At 40.1% G+C, this 15,466-nt stretch carries 16 protein-coding genes (1 of these 16 running past the window's edge); 4 read left to right on the top strand and 12 right to left on the bottom strand.

Annotated features, from left to right (window positions below; all coding sequences use genetic code 11):
* Window positions 1–502 carry the 3' portion of a hypothetical protein gene (locus tag JWG44_RS22240; RefSeq protein ID WP_232371523.1) on the top strand. It extends 440 nt beyond the left edge of the window, so 502 of the gene's 942 nt are visible here — the last part of the coding sequence; its start codon lies off the left edge, out of view; the stop codon is at window positions 500–502.
* A 380-nt stretch (window positions 503–882) separates the two neighbouring features.
* Complete coding sequence (locus JWG44_RS06945) at window positions 883–1,284, top strand: hypothetical protein (RefSeq protein ID WP_205274230.1); 402 nt, start codon at window positions 883–885, stop codon at window positions 1,282–1,284.
* Window positions 1,285–1,588: 304 nt separating this feature from the next.
* Here JWG44_RS06945 and JWG44_RS06940 read toward each other — a convergent pair whose 3' ends face one another.
* The 6 genes from JWG44_RS06940 to JWG44_RS06915 form a co-directional block, all read right to left on the bottom strand.
* Window positions 1,589–2,695 carry a DNA alkylation repair protein gene (locus tag JWG44_RS06940; RefSeq protein ID WP_205274229.1) on the bottom strand — a complete coding sequence of 369 codons (1,107 nt, stop codon included), beginning with the start codon at window positions 2,693–2,695 and terminating at the stop codon, window positions 1,589–1,591.
* Window positions 2,696–2,851: 156 nt separating this feature from the next.
* Window positions 2,852–4,075: an acyltransferase family protein gene (locus JWG44_RS06935; protein ID WP_205274228.1), complete on the bottom strand. Its 1,224-nt coding sequence runs from the start codon at window positions 4,073–4,075 to the stop codon at window positions 2,852–2,854.
* A 313-nt stretch (window positions 4,076–4,388) separates the two neighbouring features.
* Entirely contained in the window at window positions 4,389–5,168 is a 780-nt protein-coding gene (locus JWG44_RS06930; protein WP_205274227.1) for a TlyA family RNA methyltransferase, read from the bottom strand.
* Complete coding sequence (locus JWG44_RS06925) at window positions 5,149–6,084, bottom strand: polyprenyl synthetase family protein (protein ID WP_205274226.1); 936 nt, start codon at window positions 6,082–6,084, stop codon at window positions 5,149–5,151. The genes JWG44_RS06930 and JWG44_RS06925 overlap by 20 nt, the downstream gene beginning before the upstream one ends.
* Before the next feature lie 128 nt (window positions 6,085–6,212).
* Window positions 6,213–7,238 carry a synaptic vesicle VAT-1 family membrane protein gene (locus tag JWG44_RS06920; protein WP_205274225.1) on the bottom strand — a complete coding sequence of 342 codons (1,026 nt, stop codon included), beginning with the start codon at window positions 7,236–7,238 and terminating at the stop codon, window positions 6,213–6,215.
* A gap of 255 nt (window positions 7,239–7,493) precedes the next feature.
* The gene (locus tag JWG44_RS06915) at window positions 7,494–9,533 is read right to left on the bottom strand and encodes a neutral/alkaline non-lysosomal ceramidase N-terminal domain-containing protein (RefSeq protein WP_205274224.1); all 2,040 of its coding nucleotides are present in this window, start codon (window positions 9,531–9,533) and stop codon (window positions 7,494–7,496) included.
* Between the two features lie 176 nt (window positions 9,534–9,709).
* On the opposite strand from JWG44_RS06915, the gene JWG44_RS06910 reads away from it, so the two are divergent.
* Window positions 9,710–10,186: a DUF4442 domain-containing protein gene (locus JWG44_RS06910; RefSeq protein ID WP_205274223.1), complete on the top strand. Its 477-nt coding sequence runs from the start codon at window positions 9,710–9,712 to the stop codon at window positions 10,184–10,186.
* On the opposite strand, the gene JWG44_RS06905 is transcribed toward JWG44_RS06910, so the two are convergent.
* The 3 genes from JWG44_RS06905 to JWG44_RS06895 form a co-directional block, all read right to left on the bottom strand.
* On the bottom strand, window positions 10,178–10,687 hold the full coding sequence (locus tag JWG44_RS06905; RefSeq protein WP_205274222.1) for a TetR/AcrR family transcriptional regulator: 510 nt from the start codon (window positions 10,685–10,687) through the stop codon (window positions 10,178–10,180). The two genes, JWG44_RS06910 and JWG44_RS06905, sit on opposite strands and share 9 nt — an antisense overlap.
* A gap of 11 nt (window positions 10,688–10,698) precedes the next feature.
* The gene (locus JWG44_RS06900) at window positions 10,699–11,079 is read right to left on the bottom strand and encodes a hypothetical protein (protein WP_205274221.1); all 381 of its coding nucleotides are present in this window, start codon (window positions 11,077–11,079) and stop codon (window positions 10,699–10,701) included.
* Between the two features lie 556 nt (window positions 11,080–11,635).
* Window positions 11,636–12,799 (bottom strand): hypothetical protein, encoded by a 1,164-nt coding sequence (locus JWG44_RS06895; RefSeq protein ID WP_205274220.1) that lies wholly within the window; start codon window positions 12,797–12,799, stop codon window positions 11,636–11,638.
* Window positions 12,800–12,899: 100 nt separating this feature from the next.
* Here JWG44_RS06895 and JWG44_RS06890 point away from each other — a divergent pair, with 100 nt between their 5' ends.
* Window positions 12,900–13,406, top strand: a complete 507-nt coding sequence (locus JWG44_RS06890) for a MarR family winged helix-turn-helix transcriptional regulator (protein WP_205274219.1) — start codon at window positions 12,900–12,902, stop codon at window positions 13,404–13,406.
* A gap of 84 nt (window positions 13,407–13,490) precedes the next feature.
* On the opposite strand, the gene JWG44_RS06885 is transcribed toward JWG44_RS06890, so the two are convergent.
* The 3 genes from JWG44_RS06885 to JWG44_RS06875 all read right to left on the bottom strand — a co-directional run bounded on the left by JWG44_RS06885 (window position 13,491) and on the right by JWG44_RS06875 (window position 15,462).
* Entirely contained in the window at window positions 13,491–14,588 is a 1,098-nt protein-coding gene (locus tag JWG44_RS06885; RefSeq protein ID WP_205274218.1) for an alkene reductase, read from the bottom strand.
* Between the two features lie 243 nt (window positions 14,589–14,831).
* On the bottom strand, window positions 14,832–15,029 hold the full coding sequence (locus tag JWG44_RS06880) for a hypothetical protein (RefSeq protein WP_205274217.1): 198 nt from the start codon (window positions 15,027–15,029) through the stop codon (window positions 14,832–14,834).
* A gap of 61 nt (window positions 15,030–15,090) precedes the next feature.
* The gene (locus JWG44_RS06875; RefSeq protein WP_205274216.1) at window positions 15,091–15,462 is read right to left on the bottom strand and encodes a S1C family serine protease; all 372 of its coding nucleotides are present in this window, start codon (window positions 15,460–15,462) and stop codon (window positions 15,091–15,093) included.
* Window positions 15,463–15,466 lie beyond the last annotated feature (4 nt).

Genomic DNA, 15,466 nt, shown 5'->3' with positions numbered 1-15,466 from the left:
AGGGGACATTATATTAATGCCTCTTAATCTTTTCGTTTATTCTTTTACGGGTGACTCCATATTCGGATCTATTCAAATTCTTAAACAAAGCAGAAAACTTTCAAGCAGGGCGGAAAAAGCTCGGTCTGTTCTATCAAAAGCAACCGTAGAAAAAGTAATTCCTGCTGAAGAAGTGGACTACTTAAACCCATCCAATCTTCTTAACGCCTATATTTCCTATATGACATTTTTCATACCGGGAATTGGAGAAAATACTGAAGATAAGTATGCAGAAGCGAAAGCTCTAAAACCTTACTTCACATCCGACAAAATCATGAATCGTTTCGATGCAGAGACGTTCGGTCAACTATTGACCGATGCGAATCTTGTCTTAGACGATCTCGATCTATCGGTGGAAGACGTTGAGGAATTGAAACAAAATGGATATTTGGATTTTGTCGAAGACGACGCTAAGTCCATTCCTACTTTTGACGCAGCTCCCGTAAAAGGTAAGAAAAAGTAAGAGAATCGAATTCTTATTTTTTCTTTTTATTAAGACCCTGTCGGAAACGGCGGGGTTTTTTTTATTTAAATCGAAAAAGTTAAGATTCTTTCTGATGAACCGCTACCCTTTCCCTCTACACAATCTCAAATTCCTGAATCTATTTTTCGATCTCCCGGTTCGTCAAAAAATGGAACCGGTGTTTATTTCAAACTTGGACTTCCTTTGATTGGGTATGCGTGAGATCGATTTCTTCGAAAGAAGTGGTTTTTCTTACCATTCGGTCGCGACTTCCGTTTAAATTTTAAGAAACAGACTCAAGGATTTAGAATCTTCTTTAAAATTTATGAATAGACTAAATCGACGTTGTTTGCTATTTTCTTTCGTTAACGAGGTGTCTCATGCTTCTTTCCGAAAAGATTCTCATCCTAGCCGGAGTTTTGAATTTAGCCTATGGCAGTCTTACCGGTTTTCCTTACGCGCTCGCAAGAAAAAAGGCCGAATTTCCTTCTCGTTATCTGCAAGCCGCACATATCGGATCTCTTATGCAGGGCGCGATGCTTTTGGGATTGCTGATCGCCTTTCGTTATGCAAACTTGTCCGAAAACTTAGGACTGATTGGAGCGGCCTTTTTCGCGATCTCTTCGCTCTTTCTTGCGCTCAAAGATACCGCAAACTGGCTCCAAGGAATTAAGGATGAATTTCAAGAAAACCCGATTTTAGGAAAATCTTTAGGAGCGATCGGAGTTACGACCAATCTTATCGGAATTCTGATCCTCCTCTACGGCGTTTTATTAGCGTAGAATTCTTGAACAAACGTAAACTTTGCAGAATGAAGCTCATCGACCGGATACCAAAAAATTCGTCCTTCTATAATTTGCCTCGTTTCTGCAAATAACTTTGCTGAGACCAACAGAATGAGAATACTTTATAATTTTTGCATACACTCGCTCTATCAATTCCTTGAATCCTGGAAGAGATAAAATTTCATCCGAATTCTAAGGGTAATATCGCATAAATTTTAGAATTGAATTCTCAAAGCGCAAAAGATCTATTTTAGTTTTCGTAAATTCAATGCCTAAAAATTTCCGAGAGATTTTTTCGGAATCAACGGATAACCTGAAAGTCAACTTTTGCTTTCGCCTCTCCGTTGATATGAATCTCCAGAGAATGTTTCCCGGGAATGTGAACTCGGGTGGTCATCTGTTTAAAGGACTGCTTTCGTTCGTATTCAACGGATTTTTTTGAATCAAAAAATCTTTCCTCGACTTGAAAAACTTTTTTCGAGGTTTTTCCGGAAGCTTTGGCGTATTCGATTTTATATTCGATTCTAAGCTTCATTTTCTTTTTCTCTTCCAAAACGGCGGTAAAACTAAACAGAAGCTCCCCTCCGATTTTGACCTTTTTTGATTTCAGTTTTAAGTTTAGAATTTTTGCATTTACCTTCGAACCGAATCCGAATATCTTCAGAGCTTTTTGATTTCCATTTTTTAAGAGCCCCCGAAGTGCGTGTTTCAGCAACGCATCCCTTTCTTTCGTAGCTCCAACCCAACTCTCTGCAATTTCTAAGACAAGATCGGGATGATCTTTAGAAATATCATTCAGGTGATTGGCAACACTTCTTCGAACAACCTCGTCCGGATCGTCCTTTAAATTTTGAAGAATGGAAATCGTTCTTTGGGGATCTTTTTTTAAACCGGGAACTCCCATCCCCCAAGGAAGCCTCGGACGACTTCCTTCCGATGATAACCTTCTTACATTCGGGTCTGAATGAAGAGACCATTCAGACATCTTAGCCCAAGTGAGTTCGGGATGACGGATCAAAAAGGGACGAATGGAAAATTCGCAGGAAATCAGTTTTGTGATTCTTTCAAAAGCGATCATCGATTCTTCCGGATGTTCGATTCCGAGAATTTCAACAACGTCTCCGAGAAAAATGGAAAGAAAAATTTCTTTCCCCGTGAATCTGGTTTCGATCGTATCCGTAATCGTAAGGAGCGTTTTGAGAGATTTTGGAAAAGGTTTCGGAAGTTCTTCGGAAATTACTTCCGCGATTCTTCGAATCCTTTGTTTGAGTTCGAGTCGATTCCAGTCTTTTTGTTTGAATCTTCTAATCCATTCTTCCTCTGAAATGGAAGGAAATTCGGAAGAAAAGGACAATGCGATTTTGTTTAAAACAGAATCGGAATATAGGTTTTTTAATAATTCTGGCATCGTATCAAAACTCAGGTTTCGGAAATACCAAATTCGGATTCTTTGTTAAAGACTGCCCAATCTTTGATTTTATTTTTCATTTTTCGAGATACGATTTTTAACAATCAAAATTCTCTCCGTGTCAAAACACGAAAAGCGATTTCCTATGGGCAAACATTAAGATGCCGGCGGAAAGAATTTTTTAAAAATACGACTCAGAGGATCTTCTATAAATCTAAAAATCAGCCAAGAAACCCCGAGCGTAAACAGAAATCCAAGAAAAAGACTAAGAACGAAAAACATAAGCCCCGTTTCAAAAAGATCCGGCACTACGATTTTTAATACTCCGAATGAAATCAATGAAAGCAGTAAGTGCCAGATATAAATCGTATAACTCAAATTGGAAATCGGAGTTAAGAATTTCAAACTCAGCCCTTTCGCAAGAAACGTGTCCGGAAAAAAAATAACGGATAAAATGATCGAGATATAAACGACATCGATTAAATTAAACCTTACAGTTCCGGAAAAGAAGGAATAGATCGGATCTCCTTTGAGATTAATTAAAGCCAGAATTAATACGGGAAAAAAGATCAGAAAATATTTTATAAAATTTCCAGATAAATACTCTTTGAGCTGGTCTTTGCGATTAACAACCCAATCCATGAGTATTACCCCTATCACAATCGAGTCCCCTCTCGTATGGGTAGGACGAAAAACTAAGGTTTCATAATCGGTTCCGAATACATCCGGCAGAAGATAAATACAAATTCGGAACAACCCGGGTATTAAATATAATCCCCAAAGGATACATTGCCTGGTAAAAAAATCCTTTTTGAATAAGATAAGGCCGCAAAAGAAAGGAAATATCAGATAAAACTGCTCGATCATGGAAAGGAACCAAGTATGGATATTAGGCCCTCGCCAATAATTTCCTAAAAGCACGAAATCGGCCCAAGCGTTTCCCAGTAAATTATCCGTATTTTCCAGCGCGCCTAAAGCCATTAATTTTTCCGGAACTGATAATTCTTTTTTAGCGACCCATTTTTGACTCATAGAATACGAGACTTTATTGATCCAATAACTAAGAGTTATAAAAATATAATATACTGGAAGTAGTCTGTAATTTCGTTTTAAGAAAAAATCCAGATATCTGATTTTCCCATTCTGAGACCATTCTTTCCAAAGAGCCATTGAAATCAAAAAACCGCTCAGGATAAAAAATAAATTCACTTCAAAATGATGGAGCATGGCTATAAACCCGTCCAGAAGGGAATTTTTATTCGCAGCTGTGTATCCGGAATAGAAATAGTAGTGATACACAAAGACTGCGGTAATTGCAAATGCCCTCAGGCCGTTGAGAGGAGGAATTTCCTCTCTTTTATTTTCTGATTTTTGGTTCATAAATTCTGCTTGAATCCATTAAGAATAATTAATATACTTCGTATAGTAGATCGGTAGATACGGCTAAATCGCCCATAGCAATAGACTTTAGTGAAAAGTCCTCTCATTTTGAGGAGTTGGTCTTCATTTATTAGAATTTTTCATTTTCAGATCTTTTGTATTTTTCGCATTTGATTTGAATGAATCAAATTTTGTCTCTTTCAATTAAACCGTAACGTCCGCCGCATTTTTCAAGTAAAAATCAAATTTATCAGCGAAAGTTATCGTAAAAAATCCCAACTTACGATCCGCTTAAACTGAATAAGTCTTCGAATTACAATTCCCAATATAGAAGAATTTCCTTATTCCCTTCCCTCCCCTTGATCGGAGACCACTCCAAACCTAAGACGGAAGCCCCGGTTTCCACCTTGAGAAATCTACAGATCGATCGGACGATCTTCCAGCGAATTTTAGGATCACGAAGAACCCCTTTGACTAAATCTTTCTGTTCAGCCTCAAATTGAGGTTTAATCAGGGTAACACATTCAATTTTTGGAATGAACTTTTCTTCCCTGAATTTTTTCAGAACCGGAAAAACGGATCGAAGAGAAATAAAACTCAAATCCATAACGATCAAGATAGAATTCGGATCCGGAACCTGCTCTTTTAGAGTATCCCAGCCGATCTCGAAAGCGGATAAATTCTTAAGATGAAAACGATCTTTTACGACGACGAAAGGATGATTTCGTAATCTCTCGGCTAACTGCCCGTAGCCGACATCACAAGCAAAAACCTTCCAAGCCCCTTTTTCAAGGAGGACTTCGGTAAATCCTCCGGTAGAAGCGCCAAGATCTATACAGAGTTTTCCTTTTGCTTCTACGGAAAAACTTTCAAATGCTTTTAAAAGTTTGTAAGCTCCTCGGCTCACGTATTGAGGGATCACGTTCAAAATCCGAATTTCGGAACTCTCGGGAAATTGGAGACCGGCCTTCGTAATCTTCTGTTCGTTTATCAAAACGGAACCGGAAAGGATCAGACTTCTAGCCTTTTCCAGCGTCTCCGCATAACCCTTCTTTAAAAGAAGCCGGTCGAGTCTAATTTTTTCTTTGGCCAATGTAGATCGGAAGTTCCTGGAAGAATATTTTCTCTTCCGGAGTAAAAACGAAATCTCCGGAAAGAGAAATTAGATTTTTTTGAAGTTCCCGAACCATCTCCTTAGAACGATCCATTCCAAATAACGCCGGATAGGTGATCTTTCCCGACTTTAAGTCTTTGCCGGGAGTTTTTCCGAGTGATTCCTGCGTTCCTTCCACGTCCAAAATATCGTCGGTGATCTGAAAAATCAAACCCAGATCTTCTCCGTATTTTGAAAGGGAATTCTCCCTTTCCTTCCAATCTTTTCTAAGACGATTCCCCATCAAAAGAGAAGCCTTGATCAAAGCGCCAGTTTTTAAACGATGGGTCAAGAGCACCTTTGCGATTCGGTCTTCCGAGTTTCCTGGTTGGACCAAATTTTCCCTTTCCATCTGCAAATCATAAATTTGTCCGGAGACCATTCCCGGAGCGCCGGAACCCGTATGCAAAATTTCTAATAGATCGCGGTAAAGTGAAACGTCACCATTCTCCGCCTCAACAAAAGATAGAAGATAAAAAGCAAAAGAATTGAGAGCATCCCCCGCTAAAATTGCGGTTGCTTCTGAAAATTTCTTGTGAAGAGTCGGCATTCCTCTTCTAAAGTCGTCGTTATCCATACTCGGAAGATCGTCGTGAATCAAAGAATAGGTATGAATACATTCCAAGGACGATCCGAGTAAAAAGGCGTTTTTAGAATCGACTTGAAATCCTCCGGAAGAGGCGAGAGCCAAAACCGGTCTCAGACGTTTTCCGCCTGCCACAAGGCTGTATTTCATAGCTTCAAAAAGTTCCGGCGCAGAACGTTCGGATAAGGCGGAGAGTGTTTGAGAATTTAAAAAATTCTCAAAGGTCGCTCGATAAGAATGAAAAATTTCGGAAAAAACAGATTGGCTCACTCTGCCTCCAAACTGAAAGAATTCCTATTCTTGTAAAGCAAAGTCTACCGCTTACCGAACTCGTTTTTTCGAAGCGTACGAACTTTTATAAAATCGTTAAAAAACACAAAGGATTAAATCCTACACGGTCACCCTGCTATTACTTTTAATACGACTTTACCCACTGAAGTTCCCGATTGAAAAAATTTGAGTGCTTCGTCGATCTTTTCAAAAGGAAATGTTTTCCCTACTAGGGGAGGAGCAAGGTTGAGTTTTACTAAACCGTTGAGATTTTTCGTAAGTTTTTCTACCCGATCGTACAACCAGATCAAGTTAAAACCCATCACCGCTTTATTGTCCGAAACCATCTCCATAGGATCCAACTTTGGACGAGTCAGATATTTATACGCAAGTCTGGGCCAGTTCACGGAACTTCCTCCGCCCATCATATCTGCGGCGCCGTATACGATCATTCTTCCCATCGGAGCCATACTATCGTAACTTTCTTGAAAAATTTTCCCTCCGATACATTCCAAAACCAAATCCAATTCTTTTCCGGAAAGAGAATCCTTGAGATCTTTTACAAATCGACTCGAACGTACGATTTGTTTATCATAACCTTCTTTTTTAAGAAGTTCGATTTTGGAAGGCGAACCGATCGTTCCGATCGTAAAGGCTCCTAATTTTTTTGCGATTCGATTCGCGAGAATTCCAACTCCACCCGCGGCGCTATGTATCAAAACCGTCTGACCTTTTTGGAGATCACCGAGAGCAACTAATGCGTAGTAGGCGGTCAAACCTTGAACTAAAAAGCCGGCGCCCTGATCAAAATTCCATTTCGAAGGGAGTTTAAAAACATACCGAGAATCGATATTCAAATGAGACGTATAACCGCCGAAACGGGTCACTCCCATAATCTTATCCTTTTTCTTTACGTTTTTAACTTTTTTACCGACTGATAAAACGACGCCGGAATATTCAAGACCTGGAATAAAAGCCCCTTCCGGAGTCGCGCTATAAAGACCTTGAATTGCGAAAAGATCCGCAAAATTCAAACCGATCGAATGAATCTCAACTTGTACTTCGTTTTCGGAAGGTTCCGGGAGAACTTCGCTTATCAATTCTACGTTTTCCAGAGATCCCTTTTTACGAACCAGAGCTATCGTTCTTTGCATGAAACGAAGTTATAAGAATCCTGAATTTCCGGGCAAGGAAATTTTACCGGCAAAAAAGAACAATCTCGGTTCGAAAACGAAACACAAAGTCAACACATTCTCTAATTAGAAATTTTTATACCTAAAGACCGATCGAGGTTTGAAAGTAGAAAAAAGGAATCCATCGTCGAAGAAGCTACCAATTCGACTTTTATAAAATTCATTAGAAAAAATGAATCCGTTTGTCGAAACAAAACGAATTCATCGCAAAAAAGATCAAAATTCGGGAGAATAGAATTCCTTTTCCTTTCCTCGTGGAGCGATCGCAAAACGATACTTCCTTTTAGAATGAAACTCCGGATTGAACCAACGGACTTCATAGATCGCCATTCCTTCCGAAGCATCACCTTGCAGACGAACGTCCAACTCGGTTCCGAAGTCGTTTATCAATTTTCCATCCTGAATTAAATTCTTCCATTCTTCTTTTTCATCCCGGTATTGAATCGAAATCAAAGGCTGATGAAATTGTATCAAGGATGGATTCACGTCCTTGTATCGAAAGATCCAATGTTTCTCTAAGTTTTCTTCGGCAAGGACCAGACGAGGAGCTTCCTTCAATTCACGATTTCCTTTTGCCTCTCGTTTTTCGGGCATATAATGTTTCGTATCGAGTTGAAATTCCCAAGAATCCGGAAAATTTTCCTTACCACCTTCCGATGGCATTTGTTTTATAAGATCCGCGAGATGGGCTTGAAGAAAGGGCTGAGTCCCGGGTCCATAGATCGTATGTCCTCCCTCGTAGTGTTGTTTGGAATATTCTTCCGGAGTCGTTGAATATCCGAAATAACCGTTGGTACATGACAAGACGGAAGTGTGAGTGACGTGTTCTTTACTTTTCGAGGTTCTTTGTTTTTCCGCATCAAGGGCGGCCTTTGAAAATCTTCTTCCGGATTCGTTTGTAACTTCAAAAGGAACCGCGAGCAGGGCCGTATCTCCGATTCTTGCGGATTGAAGAATCATTCTATGAGGAAAATTTTTCTTTGCTAAGACGAGATATTGAAAAAAGGAACCTGCGGTTCTTTTATGCCCCTGACAACCGCCGGTAAAAATATAACGGGGCCACCCTTCTCCCCAAAAAGGAAGCCAGAATAAAACCGGAGTCATTCCGTCTTCGGCGCCTCCGGTCAGAGCGGTTCCCGCCACAGGCCGACTACAGAGTTCAGCTTCTCCCATCTTAGGATTCTCGTAAACATCCACTTCTTTCGAATTGTAAGAATACGTAACGTCGGAGTTTAATTTTTTACCTAAGACTTGAAAGAGTTCATAAGATTTTTCCGATATTTCGAGACCGAGTCTTTTTGATTCTATAAACCCCTGCATGTCTTCGCGATAATCCGGAGAATTGTCTCCATGAGTCGCGTTAGACACCGCGTGCAAAGGATCCCATTCCGATTTGTATTCTTCTTTGATTTTTAATTCTAATTCTCTTTCCGGATAAGCGAAAACGTCCGCGTTAACCACCTTGTTCCAAGACGGAACCGTAGTTCCGTGAATCGAATACGTAGAATAGACAGCAAGAGGTTTGAACAAACCGTCCTTGTCTTTGGCATCCACTCGAATCATCGTCATCGTCGGATTGATCGCGTCGTAAATCTGTTCGGTTTTGATTTCTTGAATTCCCGAATTACGATTCGCCGCATAGGCTTCGATGGAGCGGTTTCTCGTCAGTCCCCAAACGTTGGATTTTCCCGTAGCTATTTTCGCGGGTTTCGCGGATTGATAGGCTTCTAAGACCGCATCGTAAATTCGATCTTCTAAAAATTCATACCATTCCTTTTCAAAACCGGGTTTGTTTCCGGCAAACTCGTTGTAGAAGTTATTCTCGTAAAAATTTCCGGGTGCGGAATGTGTATGGGTTCCGGAAAGAACAATTCCTCCTAAACTGATATCGGTTTTTTCAGCAAGTCGTTCAGCAAGCTTATGATGCAACAATAAGGAACCGGAAAGAAGATCCGTTTGGATCAAGACCAACGGAGCGTGTTGATCCTTTCTGATATAAATCACTCTCGCATAAATTTTTGTTCTGAATCCCTTCTCCGTATTAGCGAGCATCGAATATCCTGCGAGGGGAAGACCCGGCGGAGGTGTAATGTCAACCTTAGACGCTCCGGCAAAAAGACCTTTCGTGTTCGAAGTCAAAAGCGGTTTTTTATTCTTAATCACATAAGTTGTAGAATCGCTACAACCGAGAAAGTTTAGAAAAAATAAAAAGGAAAAGAGAATCCATAGGATCTCTCGAAATTTTGAAAGGTTCAAATTCAATTCCTCCGGGGAAGATGTTTTTACATTGGATGCTTTGAAAAAGCAAGAGGCTTTCAAACAAAACGAGACATTTTACGAGGTTTTCATTACAAATGACTTATTTTCTGATTTTAAAATCAGGGGCATCTTCAACAAAAGGAAAATAACGATAAGGTTTGGTATCAAACTACATGAATTTCTGGAAACGACTTCGATTTTATTTTTTCAACTTTTATCCTCCTTATTTTGCGGCGGGGATTCGTTACAAACAAATCAGCAAAGATTTTACCCATTTCCGGCTCAGTATGAAACTTCATTGGTGGAATCGAAATTTAGTGGGAACTCATTTCGGCGGCTCTCTTTATTCCATGTGCGATCCGTTTTATATGCTGATTTTAATGGAGAATCTGGGCGAAGAATATCTCGTCTGGGACAAAGCCGCTACAATTCGATTTATTAGCCCCGGAATGGGAAAAGTTTACGCAGAATTTCAGATTCCCCGCGAAGAAATTGAGAGGATACGAAAAGAAGCGGATGAAAAAAGAAAGTTAGACGCCTTCTTTCAAACAAAAGTCTACGACGAAAAAACGGGAAAGGTAGTCGCGGAATTGGACAAGGTAGTTTACGTGAGAAGAAAAGAAAAAATCAAAAACAAACGATCAGACTGAAAAATAGAGTTTTTTAATTTCTTTTTCACTTAGGCTTGGAAGAATCATTTCCACTCCCACAAAAATCGCGTAGGCAAGTTTAGCTTTCTGATCCGCTTGCCTACGATCCCCGGAAAGTTCCCAATACGCATTCTTTAAAAAAGAAATTCTTTTAGAATCCACTCGTTCCTGAATTTTTTTCACCTTTGAATTTCGAAACGCCCAGGCTCGGATTGCTCTTTCCGCATTTTTTGGAAGCGCTAAAGTAAGCGACCGTAAAACTTTCAGTCTCGCCTGCGGAGACGATTGTTCTTCGGCCTTACGAATGACTTCGTCCGTAAAATGATTTTCCCAATAATTCAACATCCTCTGCGTAAATTCTTCCCGATTCTTAAAATGATGATAGAAAGAACCCTTTGTAAGTTTCAATTTTTTGCATAAGGTTTCGATTGTGAGCGACGCTTCTCCTTTGAGATAAAGAAGATCCAAACCAGCCAATATCCAATCTTCAGCAACGAGCATGATTCTAAAAATTAAAACACAAACAAAGGAATCAAATACAAAACTCCACCCAAGAAAAATAGAACAGACAAAAAATGAACCATCGCTTGATTGACTCTTAGAAAAATAAACTGCTCCACCAACCTTCCCCACCAAAAAAGGGAAAAACCGATTAGTATCCAAGTTCCCATTCTAGAATGGACGAGGTCCGTTCTAAAGAAAAAGCTGATAACGGCCATAAAGATAAAAACATAAATCAACCTAAGATTTGCAATTTGAAGAATGGCTCGATTCGCAAAGGAGACACGTTTTAAATCCTCCTTCCAACGAAACAACTTCCAAAAATAAAGGTGAAAAACTGCAAAACCTACGCTATGAACGGCCCCTAAAATTAGAAAATCTTCCGGTTTCATAAAATTCTCCTAAATAAAAAATATCAAAAAATAAAAGTTCGTCAACCAACATACCATACCTTATGGTATGTTTTTTAATAAAATTGTATCCGGAACCCGCTAAAGTCGGCAGGAACTGAACACTGAGTTTCACAAAATGTAGGAACTCCAATAAGAATTTCCCAAGTATAAGTCCGTGGAAGGTTCATAAAGCGCTAAGGCGACGTAATCTGTGGGAACTCCAGCGTATTGATTACGAGTTTACCTAGAGCTGGAAGCGATGTCTTTTCAGGTTTTTGGGTAAGGTCGAATCGAATCTTTGGAATAGAATCAGATTCTTTAAAACTATTTTCTATTTCCCGAAATGGTTTAAATGACCTTTTGGAGTATTTTCTTCTCGATCAGATATCGAAAAAAAGATTTTTCGAAATTCTATTTCAAGAGGGACTTCAAGACCGGATCCAGAAGAATTTCAGAGAATCGTTTGTCGGGACAAGTTATAAATGATTAAAAAGAGCTTGTAAAAATGGAAGGAAGAGTTTCCGGGCAAAAGTCTCCCTTTACCCGAAAAATCATTCTATTCAGCTGAAAGTTTTTTTCGTTTTTCCCGAATCCAAATATAAGTGAGAATTAAAAATGAAGCGAAAAACATCGCAAAACCGACAAAAAGAAAAAATAACTTAATTGCGGTTACGGCTCCGGTGAATGTCGCCAACGGTTCCGGAACATCCGGCCAAGATGATAAAAAGTAAAACATCAGAGAATTTTCAAGAATATCAAAGATTAAAAATCCCAACGACAAAAGATTGAAAGAGATAGGTAAGTCTATTTTTTGCGCCGCCCTTGTGTAAATTCCCGCAAAAGACAAAAAAAGAGGAATTGGAAAAATCATATCCACGATATCGATCCAGAAGTAGAGGATTCTTCCTTGTTCTCCGTAAGCTCCGAAAACTTCTATGATATCCTTTGAAGATGAAAATGGTCGGAAGTCCATTTTTTTAGGAAGGACCTGACCGGTAATCGGAATCCACTTTTCCAAAATTTGCATCGTCTCTGCACATAACATCGCAAATACGAACAAAAGAAGAATACTTTTTATCGAAGTGACTTTCGTAAACGATCGACTGATTCTCTGCAAAATCGGAGAAGAGTCGGAACTCAATACAAAACCCGTTATAACGATCAGTAAAGGTAATAAAAATCCATGCGGTATATAAGAAAAAAATAATGTGGACCCGACCATGATCACCGGCAGAAAAAGAAATACATTTCCGTCCCATTTTTTCTCGTTTTTTAACTTAAATCCTAAATATCCGAGCACGAACAAAAGTAGGACCAGTGAAGGCCCCTCGATCCAACGAAAACCGATGTTTCTGAATCTCTCGCCGAAAAAACTTCCTCCCCAATAGGTTACGAGATCTCCAAAAGCGGCGACCATTAGAACGGCAACTACCAGCTTGAAAATTTTCAAAACGGAAGTCGGAAAAAAACCGTTTCTATACAATTCCCTCAGACCTAACAAAATTCCGATGTGAATCAAGATCGTCATTCTTCCGAAAAAATAGTAATCCGAAGTCTCCGGAGAAAGTTCGGCTCTCATTTTTAGAAAAGCGGATATCAAATCGGTCGTTTTCAAAACGTAAAAAGGAGCGGATTCTCCGTTCCAAAGGAATGACTGGATCGGAGTTAGCAAAAGTGCAACGATCCCGGTTAGTAGTATAAAAAAGGCTGCAATATTCATATTCCCTCCAAAACTCATTTATCTTGATATCAAGATTCTTTGCAGGAAGAATATTTCAACTTTATCTTGACGTCAAGATATTTTCTTTAGGATGGGAGATATGAAGTCCAAAAAAACGGAAGACCATGTCGATTTTATTTTGGAACAGTGGGCTATAGAAAGACCCGATCTTGATATGACTGCAATGGGAACGATCGGAAGAATTCATCGGTTGTCTTCCATTTTCTTTTATAACGTTCATAAGGAAGTTTTTGAAAGTCACGGTCTTTCCACCCAAGATTTCGACGTTATGGCCGCCCTTCTCCGTAGCGGAAAACCTTATAAAAAAGCTCCCGGTGATCTTCTTGCAACCTTGATGATCACATCCGGAACGATGACAAATCGAATCGACCGATTGGAATCGATGGGTTGGGTTCAGAGAGAACCGGATCCGAAGGACAGACGCGGTGTTCTTATTTGTTTAACGTCCGAGGGAAAACTTGTGATTACAAAAACTCTTTTGGACCACGTCAAAAGCGGACACGAATTGATGAGCGCTCTTTCCGAAAAGGAACACACCGAGCTATCGAAACTCCTGAGAAAATTACTTTTGAATTTGGAATCATAAAGGGATGTAAACGGAATTCAAAATCTAAGAAAATTTGAAAGACGGATTCTCCAATACTTTCTAGATTTTGAATTTTTATTCGTGTTAGTTTAAACTTGGGTAATCGGTGTATCCCTCCTCACCCGGAGTATAAAATTTGCTTTGATCCGCATCGGAGAAAGTTTTATCTCCTTTGAGCCGAATCACAAAATCCGGATTGGCGATAAACGGTTTTCCGAACGCAACGAGTTCACATTTACCGTCTTCTAAATCGGATTGGGCCCTCTTCTTATCGTAACCCCCGCTGAGTATTAACGTATTCTTATATTCTTTTCGGATCTTTTGAATCACACTTTCCGGAACTTCCGGAGCTCCCATAGAACTATGATTTACGATATGAACGTAAACAAGTCCGATCGAATTCAACTCTTTGGAAAGAATTTCGTACTGTTCTTCAATTCCTTCAAACGCTCCCATATCGTTAAAAACTCCGTACGGCGATACGCGGATTCCCACCTTATCTTTCCCGATCGCGTCGACAACGGCGCGGGCGACTTCAATCACGAAACGATTCCGATTTTCATTGGAACCTCCGTAAGAATCGGTTCTTTGATTCGAATTTGCGTTTAAAAATTGTTCTAAAAGATATCCGTTTGCCGCGTGTAGTTCAACGCCGTCAAATCCCGCCTCGACCGCATTCTTCGCCGCTTGAACGTATTCTTCGATCGCGTGTTTGATATCGTCGGAATTCATTTCCCGGGGAACCGCATACGGTTGTTGTCCTTTTGTATCCGTCCAGGTCTCGCCTTTTACCTGAATGGAAGAAGGTCCTACAACTTCCGATCCTTCCGGAAGATTGACCGGAGTTCCGACCCTGCCCGTATGCATGAGCTGAACAAAGATCTTCGCTCCCTTCTCATGAACCGCTTTTGTGGTCAGTTTCCAGCCTTCGACTTGTTCTTTGCTAAAGATTCCCGGAATTCTACTATAACCCAATCCATTCGGCGAAGGAGAAGTTCCTTCGGTTACGATCAATCCTGCGCTTCCTCTCTGGGAATAATAGTCCGCCATGATCGAGTTTGGGATATTATCGATCGCCCTGGATCGTGTCATAGGCGCCATTACGATTCGATTTTGAAGATGTAAGTTTCCGATTTGAGTGGGCCCAAAGAGATCCACTGCTTGTTTTGATTCGACATTCATTTTTATTTTTTACTCCGAAAGTAAAGATTTCCATTCTTCACTTAGACATCTTGTAACAGAAATGGTTACAACTTTTTTCGTTCTCTCTTTTTATAAAAGTGGAATCGGAAGATTTGGCAGAATTTTCGGGCCGGGAAAGGATTGAAGAGGAATTTAGATTTTATTTCGAGTTGCTCTTAGGTAAAAAAATACCCTCCTACAGAGGGCATTTCGAAATTCTTCGTAATCGTAATTTCCAATGAATTAGAAATTGAATGCGAAAATTTGATCGATCGCGACACCGTTTACCGTTCCGGAAAAGGAAACACTAAAACTTCCACTCGTCACCGGGCTCGTCGGACTGCTTATCGAAATCGAAGATTCGTAACCATACTTAACATTTTGTAAAGTAACGGTCTTGGAAGCGCCCGCCGTCGCTCCTTCGTATTCTATTATTGTCAAGCCGGAAGGAGAACTCAGCGTTGCTTCAAACTTTGAATTGGATAATAATCCGGAAACCGCTTTATGGAGAATTGCTCAGTGTGACTTCCATTTCCTTTCCGGATCGGATGAGTTTTGCTTTTAGAAGTTTACCGGACTTCGCGGGCCGAACCAAAAATTCGGACCCGCCTTTGATTACGTGGAGACATGTCAGAACATGACCTTCCGAGTCGATAAAAAAACCGGAACCGATCGGGGAGGATCCGGAGGCACTTCCTTTCGGAAATACGCTTACGGTAGCGGGCAAAGTTTTCGAGATCAGCCCATTCAGTCGATTTTGCAGATGCAGAGAAACGTTTAAACTTTCCTCGTTAAGACTTTCCGTATCGAAAGAATCCTTTGAACATTGTGCAAAGGTAAAGATCACGATTAAAAGAAGAATCGAGTGTTTCATAGTC

The sequence above is a fragment of the Leptospira ainazelensis genome (assembly GCF_016918785.1).
Classification (GTDB): Bacteria; Spirochaetota; Leptospiria; order Leptospirales; family Leptospiraceae; genus Leptospira; species Leptospira ainazelensis.
The sequence above is the reverse complement of the archived record's forward strand: the minus strand, read 5'-3'. Positions and strand labels throughout refer to the sequence as shown.

Excerpts from the sequence above, each read along its gene's own strand:
- JWG44_RS06945 (WP_205274230.1), top strand. The coding sequence starts at position 883 with ATGCTTCTTTCCGAAAAGATTCTCATCCTAGCCGGAGTTTTGAATTTA.
- JWG44_RS06940 (WP_205274229.1), bottom strand. The coding sequence starts at position 2,695 with ATGCCAGAATTATTAAAAAACCTATATTCCGATTCTGTTTTAAACAAA.
- JWG44_RS06935 (WP_205274228.1), bottom strand. The coding sequence starts at position 4,075 with ATGAACCAAAAATCAGAAAATAAAAGAGAGGAAATTCCTCCTCTCAAC.
- JWG44_RS06920 (WP_205274225.1), bottom strand. The coding sequence starts at position 7,238 with ATGCAAAGAACGATAGCTCTGGTTCGTAAAAAGGGATCTCTGGAAAAC.
- JWG44_RS06910 (WP_205274223.1), top strand. The coding sequence starts at position 9,710 with ATGAATTTCTGGAAACGACTTCGATTTTATTTTTTCAACTTTTATCCT.
- JWG44_RS06905 (WP_205274222.1), bottom strand. The coding sequence starts at position 10,687 with ATGCTCGTTGCTGAAGATTGGATATTGGCTGGTTTGGATCTTCTTTAT.
- JWG44_RS06900 (WP_205274221.1), bottom strand. The coding sequence starts at position 11,079 with ATGAAACCGGAAGATTTTCTAATTTTAGGGGCCGTTCATAGCGTAGGT.
- JWG44_RS06895 (WP_205274220.1), bottom strand. The coding sequence starts at position 12,799 with ATGAATATTGCAGCCTTTTTTATACTACTAACCGGGATCGTTGCACTT.
- JWG44_RS06890 (WP_205274219.1), top strand. The coding sequence starts at position 12,900 with ATGAAGTCCAAAAAAACGGAAGACCATGTCGATTTTATTTTGGAACAG.
- JWG44_RS06885 (WP_205274218.1), bottom strand. The coding sequence starts at position 14,588 with ATGAATGTCGAATCAAAACAAGCAGTGGATCTCTTTGGGCCCACTCAA.
- JWG44_RS06875 (WP_205274216.1), bottom strand. The coding sequence starts at position 15,462 with ATGAAACACTCGATTCTTCTTTTAATCGTGATCTTTACCTTTGCACAA.